This is a genomic window from Pimelobacter simplex, assembly GCF_900114845.1.
Classification (GTDB): domain Bacteria; phylum Actinomycetota; class Actinomycetes; order Propionibacteriales; family Nocardioidaceae; genus Nocardioides; species Nocardioides simplex.
On sequence record NZ_FOUK01000002.1, the window covers coordinates 987854 to 1011170 of the forward strand.

20 protein-coding genes are annotated in these 23317 nt (G+C 72.4%); 8 read left to right on the plus strand and 12 right to left on the minus strand.

The features are described 5' to 3' along the window. Positions 1-20: 20 nt before the first annotated feature. The 10 genes from BM223_RS12330 to BM223_RS12375 form a co-directional block, all read right to left on the minus strand. On the minus strand, positions 21-779 hold the full coding sequence (locus BM223_RS12330; RefSeq protein ID WP_082003582.1) for an ATPase, T2SS/T4P/T4SS family: 759 nt from the start codon (positions 777-779) through the stop codon (positions 21-23). Between the two features lie 101 nt (positions 780-880). Then, the gene (locus BM223_RS12335; protein ID WP_141267455.1) at positions 881-1918 is read right to left on the minus strand and encodes a zinc-dependent alcohol dehydrogenase; all 1038 of its coding nucleotides are present in this window, start codon (positions 1916-1918) and stop codon (positions 881-883) included. Continuing rightward, on the minus strand, positions 1915-2892 hold the full coding sequence (locus BM223_RS12340; protein WP_038677555.1) for an alpha/beta fold hydrolase: 978 nt from the start codon (positions 2890-2892) through the stop codon (positions 1915-1917). The genes BM223_RS12335 and BM223_RS12340 overlap by 4 nt, the downstream gene beginning before the upstream one ends. Next, the gene (locus BM223_RS12345; RefSeq protein WP_038677553.1) at positions 2889-3644 is read right to left on the minus strand and encodes a DUF1275 family protein; all 756 of its coding nucleotides are present in this window, start codon (positions 3642-3644) and stop codon (positions 2889-2891) included. The genes BM223_RS12340 and BM223_RS12345 overlap by 4 nt, the downstream gene beginning before the upstream one ends. After that, positions 3641-4585, minus strand: a complete 945-nt coding sequence (locus BM223_RS12350) for a zinc-binding dehydrogenase (protein ID WP_218030679.1) — start codon at positions 4583-4585, stop codon at positions 3641-3643. Before BM223_RS12350 ends, BM223_RS12345 begins: the two co-directional genes overlap by 4 nt. Continuing rightward, on the minus strand, positions 4578-5447 hold the full coding sequence (locus BM223_RS12355) for a mycofactocin-coupled SDR family oxidoreductase (protein ID WP_038677550.1): 870 nt from the start codon (positions 5445-5447) through the stop codon (positions 4578-4580). The genes BM223_RS12350 and BM223_RS12355 overlap by 8 nt, the downstream gene beginning before the upstream one ends. Positions 5448-5480: 33 nt before the next feature. Then, complete coding sequence (locus tag BM223_RS12360; RefSeq protein ID WP_052138348.1) at positions 5481-6551, minus strand: alpha/beta hydrolase; 1071 nt, start codon at positions 6549-6551, stop codon at positions 5481-5483. 33 nt (positions 6552-6584) lie between these two features. Further along, positions 6585-7628 (minus strand): ABC transporter permease, encoded by a 1044-nt coding sequence (locus BM223_RS12365; RefSeq protein ID WP_052138347.1) that lies wholly within the window; start codon positions 7626-7628, stop codon positions 6585-6587. After that, on the minus strand, positions 7625-9172 hold the full coding sequence (locus BM223_RS12370; RefSeq protein WP_038677549.1) for a sugar ABC transporter ATP-binding protein: 1548 nt from the start codon (positions 9170-9172) through the stop codon (positions 7625-7627). The genes BM223_RS12365 and BM223_RS12370 overlap by 4 nt, the downstream gene beginning before the upstream one ends. Before the next feature lie 43 nt (positions 9173-9215). Further along, positions 9216-10295, minus strand: a complete 1080-nt coding sequence (locus BM223_RS12375; protein ID WP_038677547.1) for a sugar ABC transporter substrate-binding protein — start codon at positions 10293-10295, stop codon at positions 9216-9218. A gap of 234 nt (positions 10296-10529) precedes the next feature. Between BM223_RS12375 and BM223_RS12380 the strand changes: the two genes are divergently transcribed. Both BM223_RS12380 and BM223_RS12385 read left to right on the plus strand, forming a co-directional pair. Continuing rightward, the gene (locus BM223_RS12380) at positions 10530-12314 is read left to right on the plus strand and encodes a gamma-glutamyltransferase family protein (RefSeq protein ID WP_038677545.1); all 1785 of its coding nucleotides are present in this window, start codon (positions 10530-10532) and stop codon (positions 12312-12314) included. Positions 12315-12397: 83 nt separating this feature from the next. Next, positions 12398-13072 (plus strand): GntR family transcriptional regulator, encoded by a 675-nt coding sequence (locus tag BM223_RS12385; protein WP_200887089.1) that lies wholly within the window; start codon positions 12398-12400, stop codon positions 13070-13072. On the opposite strand, the gene BM223_RS12390 is transcribed toward BM223_RS12385, so the two are convergent. Beyond that, positions 13069-13965, minus strand: coding sequence for an alpha/beta fold hydrolase (locus tag BM223_RS12390; protein WP_158510181.1), 897 nt, complete (start codon positions 13963-13965; stop codon positions 13069-13071). The genes BM223_RS12385 and BM223_RS12390 overlap by 4 nt on opposite strands. Beyond that, a complete protein-coding gene (locus tag BM223_RS28980; protein ID WP_075018605.1) occupies positions 13962-14354 on the minus strand; it encodes a cupin domain-containing protein in 393 nt (130 codons plus the stop codon). Before BM223_RS28980 ends, BM223_RS12390 begins: the two co-directional genes overlap by 4 nt. A 92-nt stretch (positions 14355-14446) precedes the next feature. Here BM223_RS28980 and BM223_RS12400 point away from each other — a divergent pair, with 92 nt between their 5' ends. The 6 genes from BM223_RS12400 to BM223_RS12425 all read left to right on the plus strand — a co-directional run bounded on the left by BM223_RS12400 (position 14447) and on the right by BM223_RS12425 (position 23316). Continuing rightward, positions 14447-15313: a dihydrodipicolinate synthase family protein gene (locus tag BM223_RS12400; RefSeq protein ID WP_075018571.1), complete on the plus strand. Its 867-nt coding sequence runs from the start codon at positions 14447-14449 to the stop codon at positions 15311-15313. Between the two features lie 158 nt (positions 15314-15471). Further along, positions 15472-17241 carry a flavin-containing monooxygenase gene (locus BM223_RS12405; protein WP_038677544.1) on the plus strand — a complete coding sequence of 590 codons (1770 nt, stop codon included), beginning with the start codon at positions 15472-15474 and terminating at the stop codon, positions 17239-17241. Positions 17242-17411: 170 nt separating this feature from the next. Beyond that, the gene (locus BM223_RS12410; protein WP_038677542.1) at positions 17412-18557 is read left to right on the plus strand and encodes an ABC transporter substrate-binding protein; all 1146 of its coding nucleotides are present in this window, start codon (positions 17412-17414) and stop codon (positions 18555-18557) included. A gap of 96 nt (positions 18558-18653) precedes the next feature. Next, a complete protein-coding gene (locus tag BM223_RS12415) occupies positions 18654-19433 on the plus strand; it encodes an ATP-binding cassette domain-containing protein (protein ID WP_038677540.1) in 780 nt (259 codons plus the stop codon). Then, complete coding sequence (locus BM223_RS12420) at positions 19430-20647, plus strand: sugar ABC transporter permease (protein ID WP_052138345.1); 1218 nt, start codon at positions 19430-19432, stop codon at positions 20645-20647. The genes BM223_RS12415 and BM223_RS12420 overlap by 4 nt, the downstream gene beginning before the upstream one ends. A 44-nt stretch (positions 20648-20691) precedes the next feature. Continuing rightward, a complete protein-coding gene (locus BM223_RS12425; RefSeq protein ID WP_075018572.1) occupies positions 20692-23316 on the plus strand; it encodes an acetoacetate--CoA ligase in 2625 nt (874 codons plus the stop codon). Position 23317 lies beyond the last annotated feature (1 nt).

Below are 23317 nucleotides of genomic sequence, written 5' to 3' on the forward strand. Positions count from 1 at the left end.
GGTCTGCAACGTATTAGTGGTCAGTTCTGCTGCGGGAACCTGATCTCGAAGACCTCCTCGGCCGAGATCACCCGCTCCCCACCGGGGATCGCGGCGGCCAGGCAGTTGAGCATGGTCGTCTTGCCGGCCTGCGTGCCGCCGGTGACCAGGATGTTGAGCCCGGCCCGCACCGACGCCTCGAGGAACCGTGCCGCCTCCGGCGTCAGCGTGCCGAGCCCGACCAGCTCGTCGAGGCGGGTCGCGCGGACCACGAACTTGCGCACGTTGACCGCCGAGAACCCCCGCGCGATCCCCTGCAGGACGACGTGCAGCCGGTGCCCGGCCGGCAGCATCGCGTCGACGAACGGCCGGCTCAGGTCGACGCGCCGGCCCGTCGACTTGAGCATCCGCTCGACCAGCTCGCCCACCTGGCCCTCGGTGAGCACCAGGTTGGTCAGCTCGTGGCGACCGCGCCGGGCCACGAACACCCGGTCGGGGCTGTTGATCCAGACCTCCTCGACCGTCGGGTCGTCGAGGTAGGGCTGCAGCGGCCCGAACCCCGCCACCCGCGCCACCAGCTCGGCGACCACCGCCGCGACGTCGCCCACCGGCGTGACCACGCCGGTCAGGCTGCGCTCGTCGTGCTCGCGGACGAGCGCCACCGCGAGACGTCGTACGGACTCGGGGTCGCGCTGGGGGTCGATCGCCTCGCGCCGCACCGCGGTCCGCAGCTGCTCGTCGAGGCGCGCGACGACGTCGTCGGGCACGACCGGTGAACGGAGTGGCTGGAGCAGCGCCATGACGACTCCCCGAGAAAGGACGGCTGGGCTGCCAGCAACCTAGGCGCGCCGCAGAACCCCGGGAAGGGCCGTTCGCAAACTGCGGATAACTCGCCCGTTCTCTACGAAGGGGGCAGGGGCACCTCGCCCGGCAGCTGCGGGTCGATCACGTACTTCAACCCGTCAGCGGTGCGCGAGGAGTCGAAGGCACGGCGCCAGTCGCGGAGCGGCACGACCTCCGTGATCAGGGCGTCCAGCTCCACCTCTCCGCTCGCCACCAGTGCGAGCGCGCGCTGCCATGCCGACGCGGGCGCCGCGATGTCCGAGGAGCAGGAGAGGCCCTTCGAGCAGAGGAGATCGAGCGGCACGCTGACCGGCCTGCCGAAGAGGCCGATCTGGACGAGGTGCCCTCCGGGAAGCAGGCGCTCCAGGCACAGGGTGAGGCCGGCGGCACTCCCGGAGCACTCGATCGCGCGCTCGACGTCGCCGATGCTCTCCTCCACCGTCCTCGCCTCGAAGCCCAGGTCCCGTGCGACGGCCAGGCGTGCGCCGTCTCGCGACGTCCCGACGACGGTGACCTGGCCTCCGCAGCTGCGCGCGACCTGCGCGGCGAGCAGGCCCAGGGTGCCCGGCCCGGTCACGAGCACGCGATCACCGGCGTTGATCCGCGGCGGATCGAGCAGGCAGTTCACCACGCAGCCCAACGGCTCCAGGAGCGCGGCGGCGTGGAGATCCAGCGCGTCGGGCAACCGGTGGAGGTTCCGGACGGGCACCAGGACCTCCGGCGCGAACCCCCCGTCCTCGAAGCTGCCGATGGACCGGCGCTCGGGGCACAGGTTGCGGCGGCCCGCACGGCACATCGGGCAGGTGTCGTCGGTCGAGAAGAACGACTCGACCCCGACCCGCGCGCCGACCCAGGGAGAGTCGGCGGTGCCGGCACGCACCACCACGCCGGCGACCTCGTGGCCGAGGGTCACCGGGGGCTCGCTGGGGTACTCCCCCTCCATGATGTGGAGATCCGTCCCGCAGATCCCCGCACCGTGCACCTGGACGACGACCTGCCCCGGGCTCGGCTCGGGTCTCGCGACCTCCTGCAGCGCCAGCTCGCCCGGCTCCGGACCCGGCTTCCGCAGCGCGAGCATCGACGGCCGGCTCGTCACAGCGCCGACAGGAACTTCAGCAGCAGGGCGCTGACGTCGTCGGGCCGCTCCTGCTGCGTCCAGTGCCCGCAACCCGGGAGGAGGACGGCGTCGTGCAGCAGGGGCGCACTGGCCTCGAGGTTCGCCACGTTGTCCCTGTCGCCGGGGAAGCCCAGGACCAGGTCGCGCTCACCGGCGACGTACAGAGCGGGCACCTGGACCTTCACCTCGGCGAAGGCACGCAGCAGCTCCCAGTTGCGGTCCTCGTTGCGGTACCAGTTCAACCCGCCGCGGAAGCCGGCCTTCGCGAACGAGGAGGCGTAGTGGTCCAGGTCCGCCTCGCTGAGCCACGGCGGGAGCTCCGTCCCGGCGTGCTCGGCCATCCGCCCCGCCAGGCCGCCGTCATCGGGCACCATGGCGAAGCCGCCGTCCAGGTCCGGCGTGACGGGCACGTCACCGGAGAGCCGGAGGAGGATGTCGCGGACGCTCGCGCGCGGGTCGGCGTCCAGCTCCGCCTCGGCCACGCCCGGAGCCTGGAAGTACAGCTTGTAGAAGGTGGCTCCCTCCGAACGCCGCATCAGGCTGGTCGGGCGCTCGGGCCCACGCGGACGGAACGGCACGCTCAGGGCGGCGACGGCGCGGAAGCGGTCCGGCCGCAGCCGCGCCGCGTGCCAGGCGACCGAGGCACCCCAGTCGTGGCCCACGATCACCGCGGTCTCCTCGCCGAGGGCGTCCAGCAGACCGACCACGTCACCGACGAGGTGCAGCAGGGTGTACTGGTCGATCGCCTCGGGAGCGTCGGTGTCTCCGTAGCCGCGCATGTCAGGCGCGACGACGTGGTAGCCGGCGGCAGCGAGCGCGGAGATCTGGTGGCGCCAGGAGTACCACCCCTCGGGGAAGCCGTGGCACAGCAGGACCAGGGGGCCGGATCCTTGTTCGGCGATCCGCATGCGGATGCCGTTCGTCTCGACGGATCGGTGGGTGAGAGCGCTCATGCCTGTTCTCCTCGCGCAGTGGCAGTGGCAGTGGCAGTGGCAGTGGCAGTGACGGTGGCAGTGGTCAGTCGTCCGGCCTCGTGCAGCGCGGCGACCAGGGTGGTCACCAGGACGATCCCCGCGACGACCACGAGCGACCACCCGAGTCCGGCGCGCAGCAGCAGCGCGCCCGCGAGCGCGCCGACCCCGATCGCCAGGACGGCCAGCACGCGGCGCCCGGAGCCGGACCCGGTGCCCAGGCCGAACCGCGAGTCGGCCGCGAGACCGGTGAGCGTCGAGGTCACGACGACCGTCGTCACGTCCTTGACCGCCAGGAACCGCGCGGTCGCGGCCTGCAGCCCCATGGCCGCGCCGAGTGCGGTCGTGACGGCGAGGGCGACCGGCTCGTGCTCGGTGCCGACGACCGCCGTCGCGATGCCCAGGACGAGGACGATCGTCCCCACGGCCGTGAACAGCAGGGTCGTCACGCGGGTCCAGCCCGGCTCGGCGCGGCGCAGCGCGCGCCCACCGATGGCGGCGCCCCCCATGAACCCGGCCAGGGCGAGGAGCGGGCCCGCGATCGGCAGGTCACCGGCGCCCGTCACCGCCATCCCGAGGATGACCACGTTGCCGGTCATGTTGCCGGTGAAGACCCGGTCGAGGCCGAGGTAACCGATCGCGTCGACCATGCCGGTCGTGAAGGTGAGCGCGAGCATCGCCGCCAGCCGAGAGCGCTCGGCGACGGCGACCGCGCCCGGGCTCAGCCCGCTCATCCGACCTCGAGGACGGCCTTGCCGCGCAGGCCTCGCTGGCGCAGCAGGGAGAACGGCGTCTCGTGGTCGTCCCACGGCCCGCGCCAGGTGACCTCGGCGTCCAGCCGGCCCTCGGCGACCTCCGTCGCCAGCAGGGTGAGGTCCTCGCCCACCGGGGCACCGCCGTGCAGGTGGAAGGTCACGAGCCGGCGGTCGTGGAGGCCGCCGTGGGCGTGGAAGGCGCCGACCGGGAAGACGGTCTCCGTCACGGTGGCGTGCCCGATCGCCACCAGCACGCCTCCGGGGCGCAGCGCTAGGTAGCCCGCGACGAGCTGGTCACCGGCGACCAGGTCGATGACGCCGTCGAGGCGACCGTCGACCTCCCGCGGGTGGCTGACGACCTCGGTCGCGCCGAGCTCGCGGAGTCGCGGTCCGAGCTCCGCCGGGCTCGTGGTCGACGCGACGACGTGCGCGCCCCCACGGCGCGCCAGCTGGACGGCGAACCGGCCCACCCCGCCGCTGGCCCCGGTGACCAGGATCCGCTTGCCGAGGGTCCCGGTGAGCTGGAGCGCCCGCAGCGCGGTCGTCGCGGCCACGGGGAGAGTCGCCAGCGCGACCGGGTCGGCACCGGATGGCGCCGTCCCGAGCCACGCGGTCGGGACGGCGCGGAGCTCGGCCCAGCCGCCGAGCCCGCCGTGCGTCACGACAACAGCACCCTCGGGAGGCCCGGAGCCGTCGGCAGCCGCACGTTCGACGACCCCCGCCGAGTCCCAGCCCGGCACGGTGCCGTCGGGAAGGTCGAAGACGCCGGCGTTCACCTCGCCGAAGTTCAGGCCGATCGCGGTCGTGCGCACCAGCGCCTCGTCCGGCTGCGGCACCGGGACCGGCACTCCGGAGGCGAGGCGCACCCCCGCCTCCGCGGACGCGTCGCGGACCAGGGCCCGCATGGTCGGCTCAGGCATCCCGCACCGGCCACGGGTTCATGCCGGGGAGCAGGAGGTGCCCGGCGTCGACGGGCAGCTGGATCCCGTGCACGAACGCGGCGTCGTCGGAGCAGAGCCAGATCGCGGCGAGTGCCGCCGCCCGGGCCGGCAGGACTCCGACGTTGCGCATCGCCGTCCACTGGTGGACCGCGTCGAGGTAGTCCTCGCGCGTCCCGTCAGGCTTGCCGCTGGCGCGCCGCCACCCGGTCGGGTGGTCGTTGATCAGCGTGTCCGTCGTCGAGGGCAGCAGCGCGTTGACCCGCACGTTGTGGTTGCCGAGCTCCAACGCGGCCACGCGCATCAGCCCGATCACCCCGTGCTTCGCGGCGACGTACGGCGCGCTGCAGGCTGCGCCCTCGACACCGACGTTCGAGGAGGTGAAGACGACGGCCCCGCTCTGCTGCTCGACCAGCACCGGCGCGACCGCCTTGGCGGTGCGCCACGCCCCTTCGAGGCAGACGCCGATCTGGTCGGCCCAGGCCGCCTCGGGGGTCTCCCAGAGCGGCTTGTCGGACCAGTCGTAGATGCCCGCGTTGACGAGCAGCGCGTCGATGCGACCGAACCGGTCGACCGTCGCGGCCACTGCGTCGTCGAGGGCCGACTGGTCGCGCACGTCCGCGACCTGGGCCAGGCACGCGCGCCCCTCCGCCTCGACCAGCGCCCGGGTCTCCTCCAGGTCCTCCTTCGAGGCGAGCGGGTAGGGCACGCTGGCGATGTCGGCCGCGATGTCGACCACGACGACGTCAGCGCCGCGCCGCGCGAACTCGACGGCCGCCTCGCGGCCCTGCCCTCGGGCGCCGCCGGTGATGAAGGCGACCTTCCCTTCGAACGAGCTGTTCATCGATTCCTCCTGTGTCGGATGGGGGGTACGGGTTCAGGCCGGGACGGCACTGATGACGGGCGCGCCGAGCTGCTGCGCGAGCCAGTCCGCGGCGGCCGGGAGCCAGCGTCCGCGGGCGTTCGCGATGTTGTGGTCGCCGCCGGAGACGACCCGGCGCTCCGCGCCCGGGACGTGCTCGGCGAGCCACCGGCCGGTGAAGTCGCCGTGGACGAGGGGGTCGGCATCGCCGTCGACGACCAGGAGCGGGACGTCGATGGCGAGAGCGGCATCGGCGACGTCGAGGGAGCCGGCGAAGCGACGGGCGCCCTCCTCGTCGCCCGCGCGCACCGTCAGGAGCCCCTGGATCAGCGGCGGAAGATCGTCGTAGGCGGGGACCCGCACCAGCCCGCTGACGATGACGCCGGCACGCAGCCGCGGCTCCTCGGCGAGGGTGGCCGTCGCGTAGAGACCGCCGAGGCTGCAGGCGAGGATCCCGGCGCGGACGTGCCGTCCCTCCTCCGCGAAGCGCGCGCCCACGACGTCGAGCGCCTCGCGCACGACCGCCGGGTAGTCGGTCGTCGGTGGCTGCACGCCGACGAGCTCACCCTGTCCGGGGCCGTCCAGGACGAAGGTCGCGCAACCGCGGGCCAGCAGCGCCTCGGCCAACGACCACAGCTCCTCCTTCGCGCCGTCGAGGCCGGGGACGAGCACCACCAGGGCTGCGGACTCCCGCGCCGGACGGCGGAGCACACCCCGGAACAGCTCGCCCTCGAGCCGCTCGGCCCCCGGGTCGAGGACGGCGAGCGCGGCGGACTGCGCCTGCGCCGCCTCCTGGTAGGTGCCGGTGCGGGGACTCGGCCACGACCCGGCGAAGTAGTACCAGGCGGATGCGGCCAGGAAGGCCTCGCCGCTCGTGACCGCGAGCCCCTTCTCGCGGGCCGCCACGGCGGTCCGCACGTAGCCCGCCGCGACGTGGCGGAAGCTGTCGCTCCAGCGGTCGAGCGTGGTCAGGGCGCCGGTGACGGCGTCGTACTCGTGGACGTCGATCCCGGCCGCGACCGCGCGGGAGCGGGTCGCTGCCGCCATCTCGGCGACGCCCGCATCGGGCGTCTGGGTGGAGCTCACTGATTCTGCCTCTCTCATCGGTGGAGTCGGGGGTCAGGCCCGGCGGGCCAGGAGTCGCTGCCGCACCCGGTCGAGGTACACGGCCACCAGCAGGATCGCGCCGGTGACGACCATTTGCCAGGAGTTGTTGAACCCGCGGAGAGCGAGCGCATTGGCCAGCACCTGGAGGAATGCCGTGCCGATCAGCGCCGCGAACACGGACCCGCTGCCGCCGGTGATCGAGACCCCCGCCAGCAGGGTCGCCGCCACGACGTAGAGCACGATCGTGTTGTTGCCGGCCGTCGGATCGGCGATCGTCTGGCGGCCGATCATCATCACGCCGGCCAGGCCGGCGCAGGCGCCGCTGACGCCGTACACGGCCGGCACCACCCACTGCGACCGGATGCCGGAGAGCTGCGCGGCCTCCGGGTTCCCCCCGATCGCGTACACCGAGCGGCCGAACACCGTGTAGGTCAGCACCACGCCGGCGACGACGACGGCCAGCACCGCGATCAGGGCGCCGTAGGGCAGCACGCCGCCGAGCGCGTCGTTGCCGAGGGTCCGGGCGAGGGCGTCCCAGGAAAGGTCGTACTGGCGGTTGCCCGACCAGAGCAGCGCGAACCCGCTCAGCAGCGAGGCGCTCGCCAGCGTGACGACGAAGAACGAGAGCCCGACCCTGCCGATCAGCAGACCGTTGACGAGGAAGCCGATGGCGGCTCCCAGCAGCACCGTGAGCACGAGGGCCACCTCGGGAGAGAGGCCGTCCATCACCAGCTTGGCGTAGGCGATCCCGCAGACACTGAGGATCGCGCCCATGGACAGGTCGATCCCGCCGGTGAGGATGACCATCGTCATCCCGACGCACAGCAGCATCGGCACCGCGCCGGTGCGCAGCAGGTTGGTGACGTTGGACGAGGAGGAGAAGTTCGGCTCGGTGAGGAGCTCGAACACGACCACGAGCACGAGCAGGCCTGCGACGGCGTACGCGGGCGCGCTGCTCCCGGCCAGGCGATGCCGCCAGCCCGTGCCGGTGGCCGGCCGGCCGGCCGTGGGCGACGCGGCGTCCGTCCGCACCGTGGTGTCCTCGCTCGAGCTCATCCTGCTGCCTTCCTGTGGTGTTCCGGTTCCGGCGCGGTGAACGCCAACCGGGTGATCGACTCTTCTGTTGCCACCGCGCCGGGCTCCTCGCCGACGACGCGGCCCTTGGCCATCACGACCACGCGGTGGGCGAGCCGGAGCACCTCGAGGAGCTCCGACGAGACCACCACGACCGCGAGACCTCGGCGGGCGAGCTCCTCGACCAGGGCGTAGATCTCCGCCTTGGCCCCGACGTCGACGCCGCGCGTCGGCTCGTCGAGGACCAGCACCCGCGGGTCGTTGAGGAGCCACTTGCCGATGGCGATCTTCTGCTGGTTGCCGCCGCTGAGGGTCCCGGCGGCGACGTCGAGGCTCGCTGCCTTGACGGAGAGCTCCCGCGCGATCCGTGCCGTGGCGGCACTCTCCGGCGCCGGGCGCCGGATCCCCCACCGGGCACGCCGGGACAGCGACGCCATCGCCAGGTTCTCCTGGACGGACATCGACAGCACCAGGCCCGCTCGCTTGCGGTCCTCGGGCACGAGCGCGATGCCGGCGTCCATCGCCGTCCGGGGCGAGGTCAGCGAGACCTGGCGGCCGGCGACCCGAACGGTGCCGGTGTGCGGCCAGCGCCCGAAGAGCGTCTCCGCGAGGCTGGTGCGCCCCGCTCCGGCCTGTCCGGCGATCCCCAGGATCTCGCCGGCCCGCACCCGGAGGTCGACGTCGACCAGCCGAGCGCTGCTCAGACCGGAGACCTCGAGCACCGGCGGCGCCTCGGTCAGGTCCTCGGTGTCCTTGGCCGCGGGGCGCTCGAAGATCGCCACCTGCTGCCGGCCGACCATCATCCGGACCAGCTCGCCCTCGTCGACCGAGGCCGTCTCGCGGACGCCGACGTCGCGTCCGTCCCGCAGCACCGTCACGCGGTCGGTGAGGTCGAAGTACTCGCGCAACCGGTGCGTGATGTAGACGACGCCCGCACCGCGCTCCGCGAGACCCCGGATCATCGCGTACACGTGCTCGGTCTCCTCGCCGGTCAGCGAGCTGGTCGGCTCGTCGAACAGGACCAGGCGCGGCTGCCGGCGCACGACGCGCGCGATGGCGAGCATCTGCTGCTGGTGCAGGGGCAGCTCCCCCACGAGGGCGGTGGGGCTCAGCGGCAGGTCGAGCTCGGCGAGCTCCCGCTCCGCGGCCCGGTTCGCCCGCCGCCAGTCGATCAGCCCCAGACGCCGGGGCGGGCGCCCGTCGAGCAGGTTCTCGGCGACGGTGAGCCGCGGCTGCACCTGCACCTCCTGAGCGATCAGGGCGATGCCGAGGTCGAGCGCCGTCGCCGGCGAGAGGGCGGAGCGGGGGCGTCCGTCGAACCACAGCTCGCCGGCGTCGGCCGCGTGGCGGCCGGCGGCGATCTTGAGCAGCGTCGACTTCCCGGAGCCGTTCTCCCCCACCAGCCCGACGACCTCGCCCCGTCGTACGTCGAGGTGGACGCCGTCCAGCGCCTGGACCCCGGGGAAGCGCTTGCTCACCGCGGTCATCCTCAGCAGGAGGTCGCTCCCGCCGTCCGTGCTGGTCATCGCGCTTCCGCTCCCTTCTCGGTCCGGTCCCGGCCGTGGCCGGTCAGTCGAGCGGACACGCGACCGCTTCGCGCTGCTCGGCGCTCGCCTCGAGCAGCGGCTCGTCGCTCTCGACGAGCGGCTGGATGCCGGTCGGCTCGAGGTCACGGCCCTCGGCGATGCCCGCGGTCCGCACCGCGATCGACGGCATCTCCTCGACGGTCGCCTTGCTGAGGCACTTGGGGTAGACGGTGACGTAGCGGGGGGCGGGCTCGCCCTTGGCGAGAGCGATCATGACCTCCACCGCCTTCTGCTGCTGCTCGGGCAGGCCCCAGGCGAAGGTGTAGTCGATGGTGCCCTTCGCCAGGGCGTCGAGGCCGATCGCGTCGGCGTTGTAGCCCACGATGGTCAACTGGTCCCGCATGCCGAGGTTGTCGGCCGCGCGGGACGCGGCCACGGCGTTGGTGTCGCTGTAGGCGACCACGCCGACCGCATCGGGGTGCTGCTGCAGGACGGCCTGTGCCGTGCTCAGCCCGCCGGCGATGTCGTCGGTCTTGTTGGAGTAGGTGCCCGCGACGCTCAACCCGCCGTCACTGCAGGCGTCCAGCTCCTCCTCGAAGCGGTCCTGCATGTCGATCAGGTCCTGCTGAGGGTTGCCGTAGGCGCCGTAGATCAGCTCGCCGCCGTCGGGGAACTTCTCGCAGAACAGCCGCGCCGCGTTCACGGAGGCCGTGAGCCGGTCCTGGTGGAACGTCGTGGCGGCGCCGTCGAAGTTCGTGATCTCGCCCGCGACGACCGGGATGCCGGCCTTGACCGCTCGCTGGCTGGGAGCGGTCATCACGTCGGCGCTCAGCGGGAAGAACGACACGGCGTCGGCCTGCTGCGCCACGATCTGGTCCATCGCCGTGATCATGGTGTTGAGCGGGTCGTCGGCCTTCGCCTCGACGATCAGCGGCGTCGCACCGCAGGCCTCGGCGGCCGCCCTGAAGGCGTCGTTGCCGGCCTTGCCGCCCGCGTTGGAGCTCCACACGGCGGCGTACCCGAGCGTCAGCCCCTCTCCGCTGGTGCACTTCTCGGCGGGACCGGCACCGAGCTCGTCGAGGACGGCATCGGCCTCGTCGGCGGAGACGGTCTCGTTCAGCACCTTGTCGGTGCCCCCGCCGCGCGGACTGTCGCTGCAGCCTGATGAGACAGAGACGACGGCCAGTGCAGCGACGGCCAGGGCGCCCTGGCGGATCCTCGATCGAGTCATTGTTCCTCGGCTCTCGTGCGCGGCCCCGGATCTCCGCGAATGGGTGTTGCACTACACTCTAAGCAGATTGCATCCTATCTGTCACTACTCGGATTCTATTTGAGTCCCTCGCCCAAGGAGCCGCTCATGCACCCACCCGCCTTCCTGGCCAGGCCTGAGCTCGAGGGCACCTTCGGCATGTGCGCCTCGACGCACTGGGTGGCGTCCGCCGTCGGGCAGGCCGTCCTCGAGCGCGGCGGCAACGCCTTCGACGCCGCGGTCGCCGCCGGCTTCGTGCTCCAGGTGGTGGAGCCGCACCTCAACGGCCCGGGCGGCGATCTCGTCGCACTGGTCGCCCGGCCCGGGCAGGAGCCGCGGGTGCTGTGCGGGCAGGGACCGGCACCGCGGGGAGCGAGCATCCGGCACCTCCGCTCGGAGGGCTTCTCCTCGGTGCCCGGCTCCGGAGCGCTCGCCGCCGCCGTCCCGGGCGCGGTCGACGCCTGGCTGCTGCTGCTGCGCGACCACGGGACGTGGCGGCTGGGCGACGTGCTGGAGTTCGCCGTCCACTACGCCGAGCACGGGCACCCGGTGCTGGCCTCGGCCGCACGGGTCATCGGCGAGGTCGAGGACCTCTTCCGCACCTCGTGGCCCACCTCGGCGCAGCAGTGGCTCCCCGGCGGGCACGCCCCGCGCGCCGGCGACGTGATCCGGAACGAGGTCTGGGCCGCGACGCTCCGGCGGCTGCGCGACGAGGCGACAGGCTCGGCCGCGAGCCGGGAGGAGCAGATCGACGCGGCCCGGGCGCGGTGGCGCTCGGGGTTCGTCGCCGAGAGCATCACGGCCTTCGTGGCCGCCTCCGCGCACGCCCACTCGGACGGCCGGGAGCACCGCGGCGTCCTCGACGCGGCCGACCTGGCGGCGTACGCCGCGCACTGGGAGCCGAGCGTGAGCCGCACGTTCCGCGGCCACCGGGTGCACAAGGCCGGGGCCTGGACGCAGGGGCCGGTGCTGCTCCAGGCCCTCGCCATCCTCGAGCAGTACGACGACCACGAGCTCGACCTCGACACCGCCGACGGCGTGCACCGCACCCTCGAGGCACTCAAGCTGGCGCTGGCCGATCGCGACGCCCACTACGGCGAGGGACTCGGTGCCGAGGGACTGCGGACCCTGCTCTCAGCCGAGTACGCCCAGCGCCGCCGGGAGCTGGTGCAGGCCACCGCGTCGCACGCGTTCCGACCAGGAGCCGGGCCCGGGCTCGGCACGTACCGCCCGCCCCTGGTCGTCGCCGAGGCCGACGAGCTGACCCTCCCCACGACCGGCGAGCCGACGGTGCAGTGGAACGGCGAGACCCGGGGCGACACGTGCCACGTCGACGTCGTCGACCGCTGGGGCAACGCCGTCTCGGCCACCCCGTCGGGCGGCTGGCTGCAGTCGTCTCCGACGATCCCCGGGCTGGGCTTCGCGCTCGGGACCCGGCTGCAGATGACCCACCTCGACCCGGACAGCCCCTCGGCACTGCGCCCGGGCGCGCGACCGCGCACCACCTTGACGCCGACCATCGTGACGGCCCCCGGGCGGGTGATCGCCCTGGGCAGTCCCGGCGGCGACCAGCAGGACCAGTGGCAGCTGGTGCTGCTGCTCCGCCTCCTCGTGGCGGGCCAGTCCCCCCAGGCGGCGATCGAGGCGCCGATGTTCCACACCACCAGTGCGCCAGGGAGCTTCTGGCCCCGCACGTGGACCCCGGGAGGCGCCGTGATCGAGGACCGCTTCGCCCCGGGCGTCATCGAGGAGCTCCGGTCGCGAGGTCACGTGGTGACGACGTCCGCGGGATGGTCGCTGGGCCGGCTCTCGCTGGCCGCTCACGACGACACCGGCAGGGTGTCCGCGGCCGCCAACCCGCGCGGCGCCCAGGGCTACGCGGTCGGCCGGTGAGCAGCGTGGCGCGCGGCGGGTCCGTGCAGTCCCGGCCCGGTGGGATGCAATCATCGGACCCCCAGAGGATCGAGGAGCGACCGGTGAGCAGCAGCAGCGAGTCGATGAGCGAGCGCGTCGCCGCCGAGCTCCAGCACCGCATCATCGTCGGGACCATCCCGGTGGGCACCTGGCTCCGTCACGACGCGATCGCCCGGGAGTTCGGCATCAGTCGCACCCCGGTGCGCGAGGCCCTGCGCATCATGGCCGCCCAGGACCTGGTGACCATCGAGCCCCACCGCGGCGCGCGGGTCAACGGCCAGTCGAGCCAGGACGTCCGCGAGATCGGCGTCGTCCGCGCCGAGCTCGAGGGCCTGGCGGCCTCGCTCGCCGCCGTCCACATCGACGACGCCCAGGCGGAGCGGATGACGGTGGCCTGGCAGGACTTCGAAGCGGCGTTCGAGGTGACCGGACCGGGCGAGGAGCTCGCCGAGCGGTGGATGGAGTCGAACGAGGCGTTCCACTCGACGATCCTCGAGGCGTCGGGGAACCGCTACCTGCAGCAGGCGATCGCCGACCTGCGACGCAAGCTCCCGCACAACATCTCGTTCGGGGCCTACGCCGGGAGCTCGCGCCTCATCGCCCGCAACATGGCGGAGCACCAGGCCATCGCCGACGCGATCCTCGCCCAGGACGCCGAGCGGGCCCGCACCCTGATGAGCGACCACATCCGCAGCTCGGTGGAGGCCGCGGCGCACTGGATCGAGCGGAGCTCCTAGGTCCCGGCCAGCTCGTCCGCGCGGCGCAGGTGCTCGAGCAGCTCCGCGCCCACACGGACGGGCGCCTGCTGGTGCACCCAGTGCCCGGCGCCCTCGACGACGACCACCCGCAGGTCGGCGAACAGGCTGTCGTCGACGCGCATGAAGGCGGCGACCGGGTCCGCGCTGCCGGTCAGGAACAGCGACGGCGCCTCGATGAGGTGCGGCTCGCGGGCGGACGCCGCGCGCCAGTTGTCGTTGATATTGCGGTAGTACGACAGCCCGCCCGCGAACCCCGTCCGCCGGAACACGTCGACGAGGTGGGCGAACCGGTCCGCACTCATCCACGCCGGACGATCGCGCGGCCCGGCCGGCCGGCCGACCGCCTCGAAGTCGTCGGCGAACGCGGCGGCGAGCGTCGCCGCGGTGTCGCGCTCCAGTGCCTGCTCGGCGGCACCCTCGGCCTGGAAGCGGACCTGGTAGAACTCCTCCCCCAGCCGGCGCCGGAGGATCTCGATCGGAGGCGCGGGCGCGGGACGCGTGTGCGGCACGCTCAGCCCGGTCAGCGAGAGCAGCCGCTCCGGGTGGTCCAGCCCCAGCGACCAGACGCACTGCGCGCCCCAGTCGTGACCGACGACGTGCGCCCGGTCGACGCCCTCGTGGTCGAGCAGTCCGATCAGGTCCCGGCCGATCTCGCGCACCGCGTAGGCCGACCGGGCCGCGGGGCGCGCGCTGTCGCCGTAGCCGCGCATGTCGGGAACGAGCACGCGGTAGCCGGCGTCGAGGAGGAGGGGCACCTGCAGGTGCCAGGTGACCCCGAGGTCCGGGAAGCCGTGCGCGAGCAGCACCACGGGGCCGTCGCCCGCCGCGGCGACCGCGAGCTCGATCCCGTTGACCTGCCAGGACTCGCTCACCAGTCGGTCTCGAGGCCGGGGATCACCCGGCCGTTGTGCACGGGGGCCTGAGCGACCTCGCTGCGGCTCGGCCCGAGCATCTCGACGATGTAGTGCGTGCTCTCGGTGTCGCCGACGTTGGTGATCCAGTGGTCGGCAGGAAGGCCCTCGACGCCGACCTCGCGGTAGAGGACGAAGCCCTCGTCCGAGGGCTGGCGGATGACGCCGTCGCTGCCCTCCTCGCGCGCCTCCATCTTCGACGGGTTCGCGTACACCAGGACGTGGTCGTTGGCGTGCATGTGCGGCGAGCACGACTCGCCCGGCGCGAGACGCATGCGCCACACCCGGACGACGTGGTTCTCGAACAACAGCTCGGTCCCGACACTTCGGCTTCGGTCGTTCTCGGTCATGGCGGCCTCCTCGGTCTCCCACTCCATCACACCAGATTGGATGCAGTATTGTCTTGATTGCATCTAATCACACGACGCCGAGGAGAGACCAGATGCCCGAGCTGCCCGTGTGGGGAATGGTCCTGACCCCGTTCGCTCCCGACCTGACCGTCGACCACGCGTCACTGGCCGCGCACGTGCACTCCCTGCTCGACCAGGGCGTGCACGGCGTCGTCGCGCTGGCAGTCATCGCCGAGCCCGGCGCCCTGACGCGCGCGGAGCGCGCCGCCGTCCTCGACACGGTGCTGGACAGCGCGGGCGACCGCCCGGTCGTGGCCACCGTCATGGCACTGGACGACGACGGCCACCTCGACGACCTCCGGACGCTGATCCGCCCTCGCGCCGACCGTCTCGCCGCCGTCATGCTGCCCGTCCACTCGCCCGACCCCGAGCTCGTGGCAGCGCGGCTGCAGGCCGCCCACCGTGCGTGCGGGCTCCCGGTGTGGGTGCAGGACTATCCCGGACCGACCGGCGTCTCGATCGCGTTCGACGACCTGGTCGGCGCCCTGCGCGCGGCCCCCGCCGTCGTCGCGGTCAAGTGCGAGGCGCCGCCGACGTTCCGCCGCATCCACGCCCTGGCCGCGGCGCTCCCGCACCTGCAGCTGCTCAGCGGCCTCGGCGGGGCCAACCTCGTCGAGGACCTCGTCGCCGGCGCGAGCGCCGTCGCGTGCGGCATCTCCCGGCCCGCCGACCTCGTGGCCGCCACCCGCGCCTGGACGTCCGGCGGCATGCCCGCGGCCTTGGCGGAGGTCGCCCGGTTCTCGGCGCGCGTGGGGGTGGAGACCCAGCCGGGGACCAGCATCGCCGTCCGCAAGGAGCACTGGCGGCGCGCCGGCACCATCGCCGCAGCGCAGGTCCGCCCTCCCCAGCTGCCCTACCCGGCCTTCCTGTCCGGCCTGAGCGACGCGCTGGTGAGGTAGCCCGCCCTCCCCTCTCGCGACCCGCGAACCGCGCTCTCCGGACGCGATCTCACCCGAACCCCTTCCCCCGGCGTGTGACGTGTGCAACACTTCCGTCCACCGAGCGATCGCTCGGTCGGCGGATCTGGGCCTAGGAAGGCCCGCAAGGAGGGACTCACGTGAAGGTGGACACCGGCTCGTCTCCTGACGAGGTGAAGGCAGCCTTCGAGGCATGGCTCGCGGACTTCGCGGACGCCCTGGCGACGGCGGACACCGGCGCGACCACGGACCTGCTCGACGCGGGCTGCTGGTGGCGCGATCTCCTCGCGCTCAGCTGGGACCTCGGCACCTACCACGGCACGGACCGCATCGCCGGGCTGCTCGACGAGCACCTCAAGCCCGCGCAGGTCTCCGGCGTGCGGGTGGTGACCGAGTTCGGTCCGCGCTTCGTCGCCGAGGAGGGCGGGAGCGGGACGATCGAGGGGTTCTTCACCTTCGAGACCGCCGGGGCCTGGTGCCGCGGCGTGGCCCGGCTCCGGCAGGGCGACGACGGGTGGCGGGCCTGGACCGTGATGACCGGGGTCGAGGACCTCAAGGGTCACGAGCGGGCGCTCGGCGAGCGCCGGCCCACGGGGCCGCGGCACGAGGTGGGCGCGACGACCCAGCGCAACTGGAAGGACAAGCGCGAGGCCGCCCAGGCGTACGACGACCACGAGCCCGAGGTCGTCATCCTCGGGGCCGGTCAGGGTGGGCTCGCCCTCGCGGCGAACCTGCGGCTGATGGGCGTCGACGCGCTGATCCTCGAGAAGAGCGCGCGGATCGGCGACGGCTGGCGCCGGCGCTACCACTCGCTGGTGCTGCACGACCCGGTCTGGGCCGACCACCTCCCCTACCTGCCGTTCCCGCAGTCGTGGCCGATCTACTCCCCCAAGGACAAGATCGCCGACTGGTTCGAGTTCTACGCCCAGGCGATGGAGCTCAACGTCTGGTGCTCGGCCGAGATGACCGACGCCGCGTACGACGAGCAGGCCGGCGCCTGGACCCTGACGGTGCGCACCGAGCAGGGTGAGCGCACCCTGCGCCCGCGCAACGTGGTCCTCGCGACCGGCGCGGCGGGCGAGCCCAACATCCCCGACTTCCCGGGGCGCGACGAGTTCGCGGGCACCGTCTACCACTCCAGCCAGCACGGCGCCGGCGGCAGCTGGGCCGGCAAGAAGGCGATCGTGGTCGGCGCGTGCAACAGCGGGCACGACATCGCGCAGGACCTGCACGAGGCGGGTGCCGAGGTCACGCTGGTGCAGCGCTCCTCGACCCACATCATCAGCCAGCAGCACGGCATCCCGGCGATCTTCGGGGCCAACTTCACCGAGTCCGGCCCGCCCACCGAGTACGCCGACCTGTTGGCGAGCGCCTTCCCCTGGCCCCTCGTGCTCGAGGCCGCCAAGGAGGGCGTGAAACAGACGGCCGAGAAGGACGCCGAGCTGCTGGCCTCCCTCGAGGCGGTGGGCTTCCAGCTCAACGACGGCCCCGACGGCACCGGCTTGATGGGCTTCGCGCTGGCCAAGGGCGGCGGCTACTACATCGACGTCGGCGCCTCCGGCCTGATCGCCTCGGGCAGGATCGCCCTCGCCCAGGGCTCCGGCCTCGCTGAGTTCACCCCGTCGGGCATCCGGCTCGCGGACGGCCGCGAGCTCGACGCCGACCTCGTCGTCCTGGCGACCGGCTACTCCAACATGCGCGAGACCGCACGCCGCCTGTTCGGCGACGGCGTGGCCGACCGGCTCCCCTCCGTCCTCGGCATCGGCGAGGACGGCGAGATCGGCGGCCTCTACCGCCGGACCGGCCAGCCGGGCTTCTGGTTCATGGGCGGCCCGCTCGCGTGGGTGCGCGTCTACTCCAAGCACCTCGCGCTCCAGATCACCGCCGACCTGCACGGCGTGCGCTCCTGACCGTTCCGGTTCCCCTCATCCCATGAGTCGACTCGGGGGCTCTGGGCGATATCGACGGGGCGAGGAGGGCTCGGCCTTCCCCTCGCCCCGTCACCCGACGAGCTGCTGCGACCCCAGCGCTCGTGACATCCCTGCCAGCAGGCCGGGTGCGTCCCTCGAAGGAGAAAATGATGCAAGGCAGTAGAAAGGCACGGGCCAAGGTCGGCCTCGTCGCGATCGTGGCCGGGCTCAGCCTGGTGACGGCCGCCTGCGGTGGCGACGGCGGCTCCGGGGACGACTCGTCCTCGGGCAAGAAGCTCGTCTACTTCATGGCGCCCAACACCACCCCGACCCGGTACATCCAGCAGGACGGCCCGGACTTCGAGAAGGCCATGAAGGAGCTCGACCCCGACATCGAGGTGAAGTTCGTCAACGGCGGCGGCGACTCGGCCACGCAGCTCTCGCAGGCGAACTCGGCGATCGCGGCCGGCGCGAAGGCGCTGGTCGTCGTGGCGGCGGACCCCAACACGAGCGCCGGTCTGCTGCAGGCGGCCGCGACGGCCAAGATCCCGGTGATCGGCTACGAGAACCCGCCGCTCAACGGACCGATGTACGCGCAGGTCATCTTCGACCCCTACAAGGTGGGCCTCCAGCAGGCCGAGTACTTCAAGAGCCAGGTCGAGGCCGGCGCCTTCGGCAGCGGCCCGGTCGACCTCGCCCGCCAGTACGGCAACAAGGGCGACGTCTACACGACCGAGATGCTCAAGGGCCAGGACGAGATCCTGAAGCCGCTCATCGACGACGGCACCCTGAACGTCGTCTGCGAGGACTACATCAAGGACTGGGCGCCCGACAACGCCCAGAAGGCCGCCGAGCAGTGCCTGACCAAGACCCAGAACAAGGTCGACGCCTTCCTCGGCTTCTACGACGGCAACGCGTCCGGCATCATCGCCGCGCTCAAGGGCCAGAAGGTCGAGATCCCCGTCTACGGCGGGCAGAACCCCGAGCTCACCGGCCTGCAGTACATGCTGACCGGCGACCAGGAGGACACCGTCCTCAAGGCGTTCTCGGTCGAGGCCGAGGCGGCCGCGAAGATCACGCTCGCCGCGATCAACGGCGAGGACCCGCCGTCCGACCTGGTCAAGGACGAGGTGAACAACGGGACCGACGACATCCCGACGGCCAAGCTCGACACGACGCTGATCCACCTCGAGGAGGGCAAGGACCCGGGCGAGATCGTGCAGCAGGCGGTCGACCTCGGCATCTTCACCTGGGAGCAGATCTGCGACGGCGGTCCCGCCGCGAGCACCCCCACCTGCAAGGCGAAGGTCGGCTGACCGACCGTCCCCGCACGAGGTGCGGCCGCCGGCGAGCCACCGGCGGACCGGCGGCCGCACCCCACCCACCCAGCCCCACTCACGGAGGGAATCCCCATGCCTGAAGCAGGTGAGCTGCTGCTGCAGCTGAGCCAGGTCTCCAAGTACTTCGGTGGCGTGCGCGCACTCCACGAGGTGGACCTCGAGCTCCACCGCGGCGAGGTCGTCGCGCTCGTCGGCGACAACGGTGCCGGCAAGTCCACGCTCATCAAGGTCATCTCCGGGGTGGAGCACCCCGACTCGGGGACGATCCAGGTCCGCGGCGAGAGCGTGCGGCTGGAGACGCCACGGGCGGCGCAGAGCGCCGGCATCCACACCGTCCACCAGGACCTGTCGCTGTGCGACAACCTCGACGCGGTGCGCAACCTCTTCCTCGGCCAGGAGATCACCGGTGGTCTCCTGCGCGGCCGGCCGGTCAGCCGGCACCGCATGGAGGTCGAGGCGCGCCAGGTGCTCGACAGCCTCGCCGTGAAGCTCCGCTCGCTGACCACGCCCGTCGGCGGGCTCTCCGGCGGCCAGCGCCAGGGCATCGCCATCTGCCGGGCCCTCATCTCGGACCCGAGCCTCGTCCTCCTCGACGAGCCCACCGCCGCGCTCGGCGTCACGCAGCGCGCCGAGGTGCTCGACCTGATCCTGCGGCTGAAGGCCCAGGACCGCGGTGTCCTGGTGATCTCCCACGACCTCAAGGACGTGCAGGAGGTCGCCGACCGGGTCGTCGTCATGCGCCTCGGCAGCAAGGTCGCCGAGTTCGGACGCGGCGACTACTCCTCGAGCGACCTGATCGCCGCCATCACCGGAGCCCACGAGGCTCCTCGAACCCCTGAGGGCATCCGATGAGCACGCAGCAGATCCAGCCCCCTACCGCGGCGCCCGCGGCCGCGCCGGCCGAGGCCGGCACGCCCATGCTGTCGCGGATGGTCGAGGGGCTCAGCGGCCGGTACCGCAGCATCCCGGTGCTGCTCGTCCTCGCGCTGATCTGGGTGTACTTCTACTCCCAGAACTCGGCCTTCCTGACCTCCGGCAACATCACCACCCTCACCCTCCAGATCGTGACGACGGCGATCCTCGCGCTGGGCGTCGTCTTCGTTCTGCTGGTCGGCGAGATCGACCTGTCGTCCGCGATGCTCTCCGGCGTCTGCGCGACGGTCACGGCGCAGCTCGCGATCAAGAGCGAGTGGCCGCTGTGGGTCGCGATCCTCGGCGGCGTCGCCGTCGGCGTGGCCTTCGTGGGAGCCGAGGTGCTCGCGATCATCTTCGGCGTCCCGTCGCTCATCGTGACGCTCGGCGGCATGGTGATCCTGCAGGGTCTCCTGCTCGTCGTGCTGCCGCCGGAGTTCGCCATCAACGTCGCCGGCACCGACTACGCCAAGATCTCCTCGACGTACATCCCGTCGGGCTGGAGCCTCGCGCTCGGCGCGGCCGGCTGGCTGATCTTCTGCGCGACGCGCTACCGCACCCACCGCGAGCGCGAGAGCGGCACCTCGCCGCTCGTGCCCGTCGGCGTCCCGGCGCTGGTCAGCGGGGTCGTCATCTTCGGGTCGATCGCCGTCCTCAGCGAGGGCCCGGGACTCCCCCTGCCCGTGCTGATCCTCGTCGGCATGCTGCTGATCGCCGCCTACTTCACCGGCCGGACCCGCTACGGCACGCACCTGTACGCGGTCGGCGGCAACCGGGAGGCGGCGCAGCGCGCGGGCATCCCCGTGTCCCGCATGGTCATCTACTCGTTCCTCGTGCTCGGCGTGTGCGCCGCGGTGGCGGGCATGGTCGAGGCCTCGCGCCTGCTCGCGGTCTCCAACTCGTCCGGCGGCGGGCCGCTCATGCTCAACGCCATCGCGGCTGCCGTCGTGGGCGGCGTGAGCCTCTTCGGCGGCCGGGGCACCGTGTGGGCCGCCCTCCTGGGGGCACTGGTGATCGGGTCGATCAACAACGGCGTCCAGCTCCTCGGGCTGTCGACCGAAGTCCAGAGCTTCGCGACCGGCGGGGTCCTTATCCTTGCTGTTGCGATCGACGTCGTGATCACCCGTGGGTCACTGCTGCCGAACCGCCGATGAGCAGCGCACGAGCAGGTGAGGCAATCGAAAGGGGATGTGCGGACGTGACTGTCGAGGCAGCGTGGCTGCCCACAGACGACCAGATCGACAGCTCGCGGGTGGTCGACTTCGCCCGCTGGCTCGGTACCGAGGGGATCGTCACGCTCGCCGACCCGCGCGACTTCCGCGAGCTGCAGGCCTGGTCCGCCGCCGAGCCGGCACTGTTCTGGCAGTCGGTCGCCGCCTACTTCGGGGTCGACTTCGCCACCGAGGCCACCGAGGTGCTGTCGTCGCACGAGATGCCGGGCGCGCGCTGGTTCCACGGAGCCACGCTGAACTTCGCCCGGGAGATGCTCAAGCACGGCGCCCCCGAGCGCGAGGCGATCGTCCTGGTCCGCGACGACGGCCACCGCGAGTCGATCACGTTCGGCCAGCTGCGTGAGCAGGTCGCCGCGGTCGCCGGCGCACTCGCCGACCGCGGCGTCGGCCAGGGCGACCGGATCGTCGCCTACCTGCCCAACTGCATCGAGGGCGTGGTCGCCTTCCTGGCGTCCGCGACGCTGGGCGCCGTCTGGTCGCAGACGGGCATGGACTACGCGCCCACCGCGGCGATGGACCGCCTCGGCCAGCTCGACCCGACCGTCTTCATCGCCGGGACGGGCTACCTCTTCAAGGGCGAGCAGCAGGACCGCCGCGACGCCGTGGCCGAGCTGCGGGTGTTGCTGCCTGTCGACGCCCTCGTGGTCTCGATCGAGACGGGTGGCGTCCACCGCGACGACACGACGCCGTGCGACGTCCCGTGGGAGCAGCTCCAGCGGTTCAGCAGGCCGGTGACCACCCCGGTCGACGTGCCCTTCGACCACCCGCTGTGGGTGCTCTTCACGTCGGGCACCACCGGCCGCCCGAAGGGCATCGTGCACGGGCACGGCGGCGCGCTGCTCGAGCAGCTCGTCTCCCCCGGCTTCCACATGGGCGTCGACGAGGACGACGTCTTCTTCTGGTTCACCACGCCCAACTGGATGATGTGGAACGCCCAGATCTGCGGGCTCCTCCACGGCGCGACCATCGTGCTGTTCGACGGGAGCCCGACCCATCCCGACACCGGCCTGCTGTGGCGCGTCGTCCAGGACCTCGGCGTCACCGTGTTCGGCACCAGCCCGGGCTACCTCCAGGCCAGCGCGCGCGACGGGCTCGAGCCCGGCCGCGACCTCGACCTCTCCGCGCTCGAGCTGATCGGCGTCACCGGGTCGGTGCTGCCGGCCAGCAGCAACCAGTGGGTCCGCGACCACGTGCGCAGCGACCTCCAGGTCGGCTCGATGAGCGGCGGCACCGACATCGTCGGCATCTTCGTCGCCAGCGCGCCGAACCTACCCGTCTACGACGGCGAGATCAGCGGCACCGCCCTGGGCGTGGCGCTGGAGGTGTGGGACGAGAAGGGCAACCGGCTGCCCCCGGGCGAGACCGGCGAGATGGTGATCACCCAGCCGATGCCGTCGATGCCGATCGCGTTCTGGGACGACCCCGAGGGCGAGCGCTACCGCGACGCCTACTTCGACGTCTTCCCCGGCGTGTGGCGCCACGGCGACTCGATCACGATCACCGACCGCGGCACGATCATGATCCACGGCCGCACCGACTCGACCCTCAACCGCAACGGCGTCCGGCTCGGCAGTGCCGAGATCTACGAGGCCCTCGAGTCGCTGCCCGAGGTGCTCGACAGCCTCGTCGTCGGGGTCGAGCTCGCCGAGGGCGGCTACTGGATGCCGCTCTTCGTCGTGACCGCGAGCGGGACCGACGAGGCCGGCCTGCGCTCGCGCATCGTCGAGACCATCGCGGGCCGCACGTCGCGCCGGCACGTCCCCGACGAGATCATCGTCGCCCCCGCGCTCCCCCGCACCCGCACGGGCAAGCGGCTGGAGGTGCCGGTCAAGCGCATCCTCCAGGGGACGTCGCCGCGGCGGGTGACGAGCATGGGCGCCGTCGACGACGTCGACGCGCTGCAGTGGCTCATCGACTTCGCCCGCAAGCGCAACGGCGACGGGGGCGCGTCGACGACGGTGCTGCCGACCGACACGTACGAGGACTGGCGGATCTACCACGACCAGGACCTCCCGCGCGTGCTGAGCGCGGCGCTCGACGTCTTCACTGAGAAGGGCTACCACGGGACGACGACCCGCCAGCTCGCCGACCGCTCGGGCCTGTCCGTGCCGGGGATCTACCACCACTACAAGTCGAAGCAGGAGATCCTCTTCGACCTCATGATGGTGATCGTCGACGAGCTCGTCGAGCGCAGCCGGTTCGCCGTCGCCCAGGCGGACGACGACCCACGCGCGCAGTTCGACGCCCTGGTGTCGAGCATGCTGCTCTTCCACGTCTACCGGCGCAAGGGCGCCATCGTGTCGACCAGCGAGCTGCGCAGCCTCGAGCCGGGCAACCGGCGCAAGTACCTCGACCGGCGCGACGAGCTGCAGGCCCTGCTCGACCAGATCATCGAGCGCGGCGTCGACGGCGGCGTCTTCCACACGCCGTACCCGAGCGACGCCGGGCGCGCCATCGCCTCGATGTGCGCGGGCGTCGCCACGTTCTACCGGCCCGAGGCGCCGCTCAGCTTCGACCCACTGCTCGACCGCTACCTGTCGATCGCCGAGGCGATCGTCGGGGTGCGCGGGCCGAGCCCGACGAAGGAGTGAC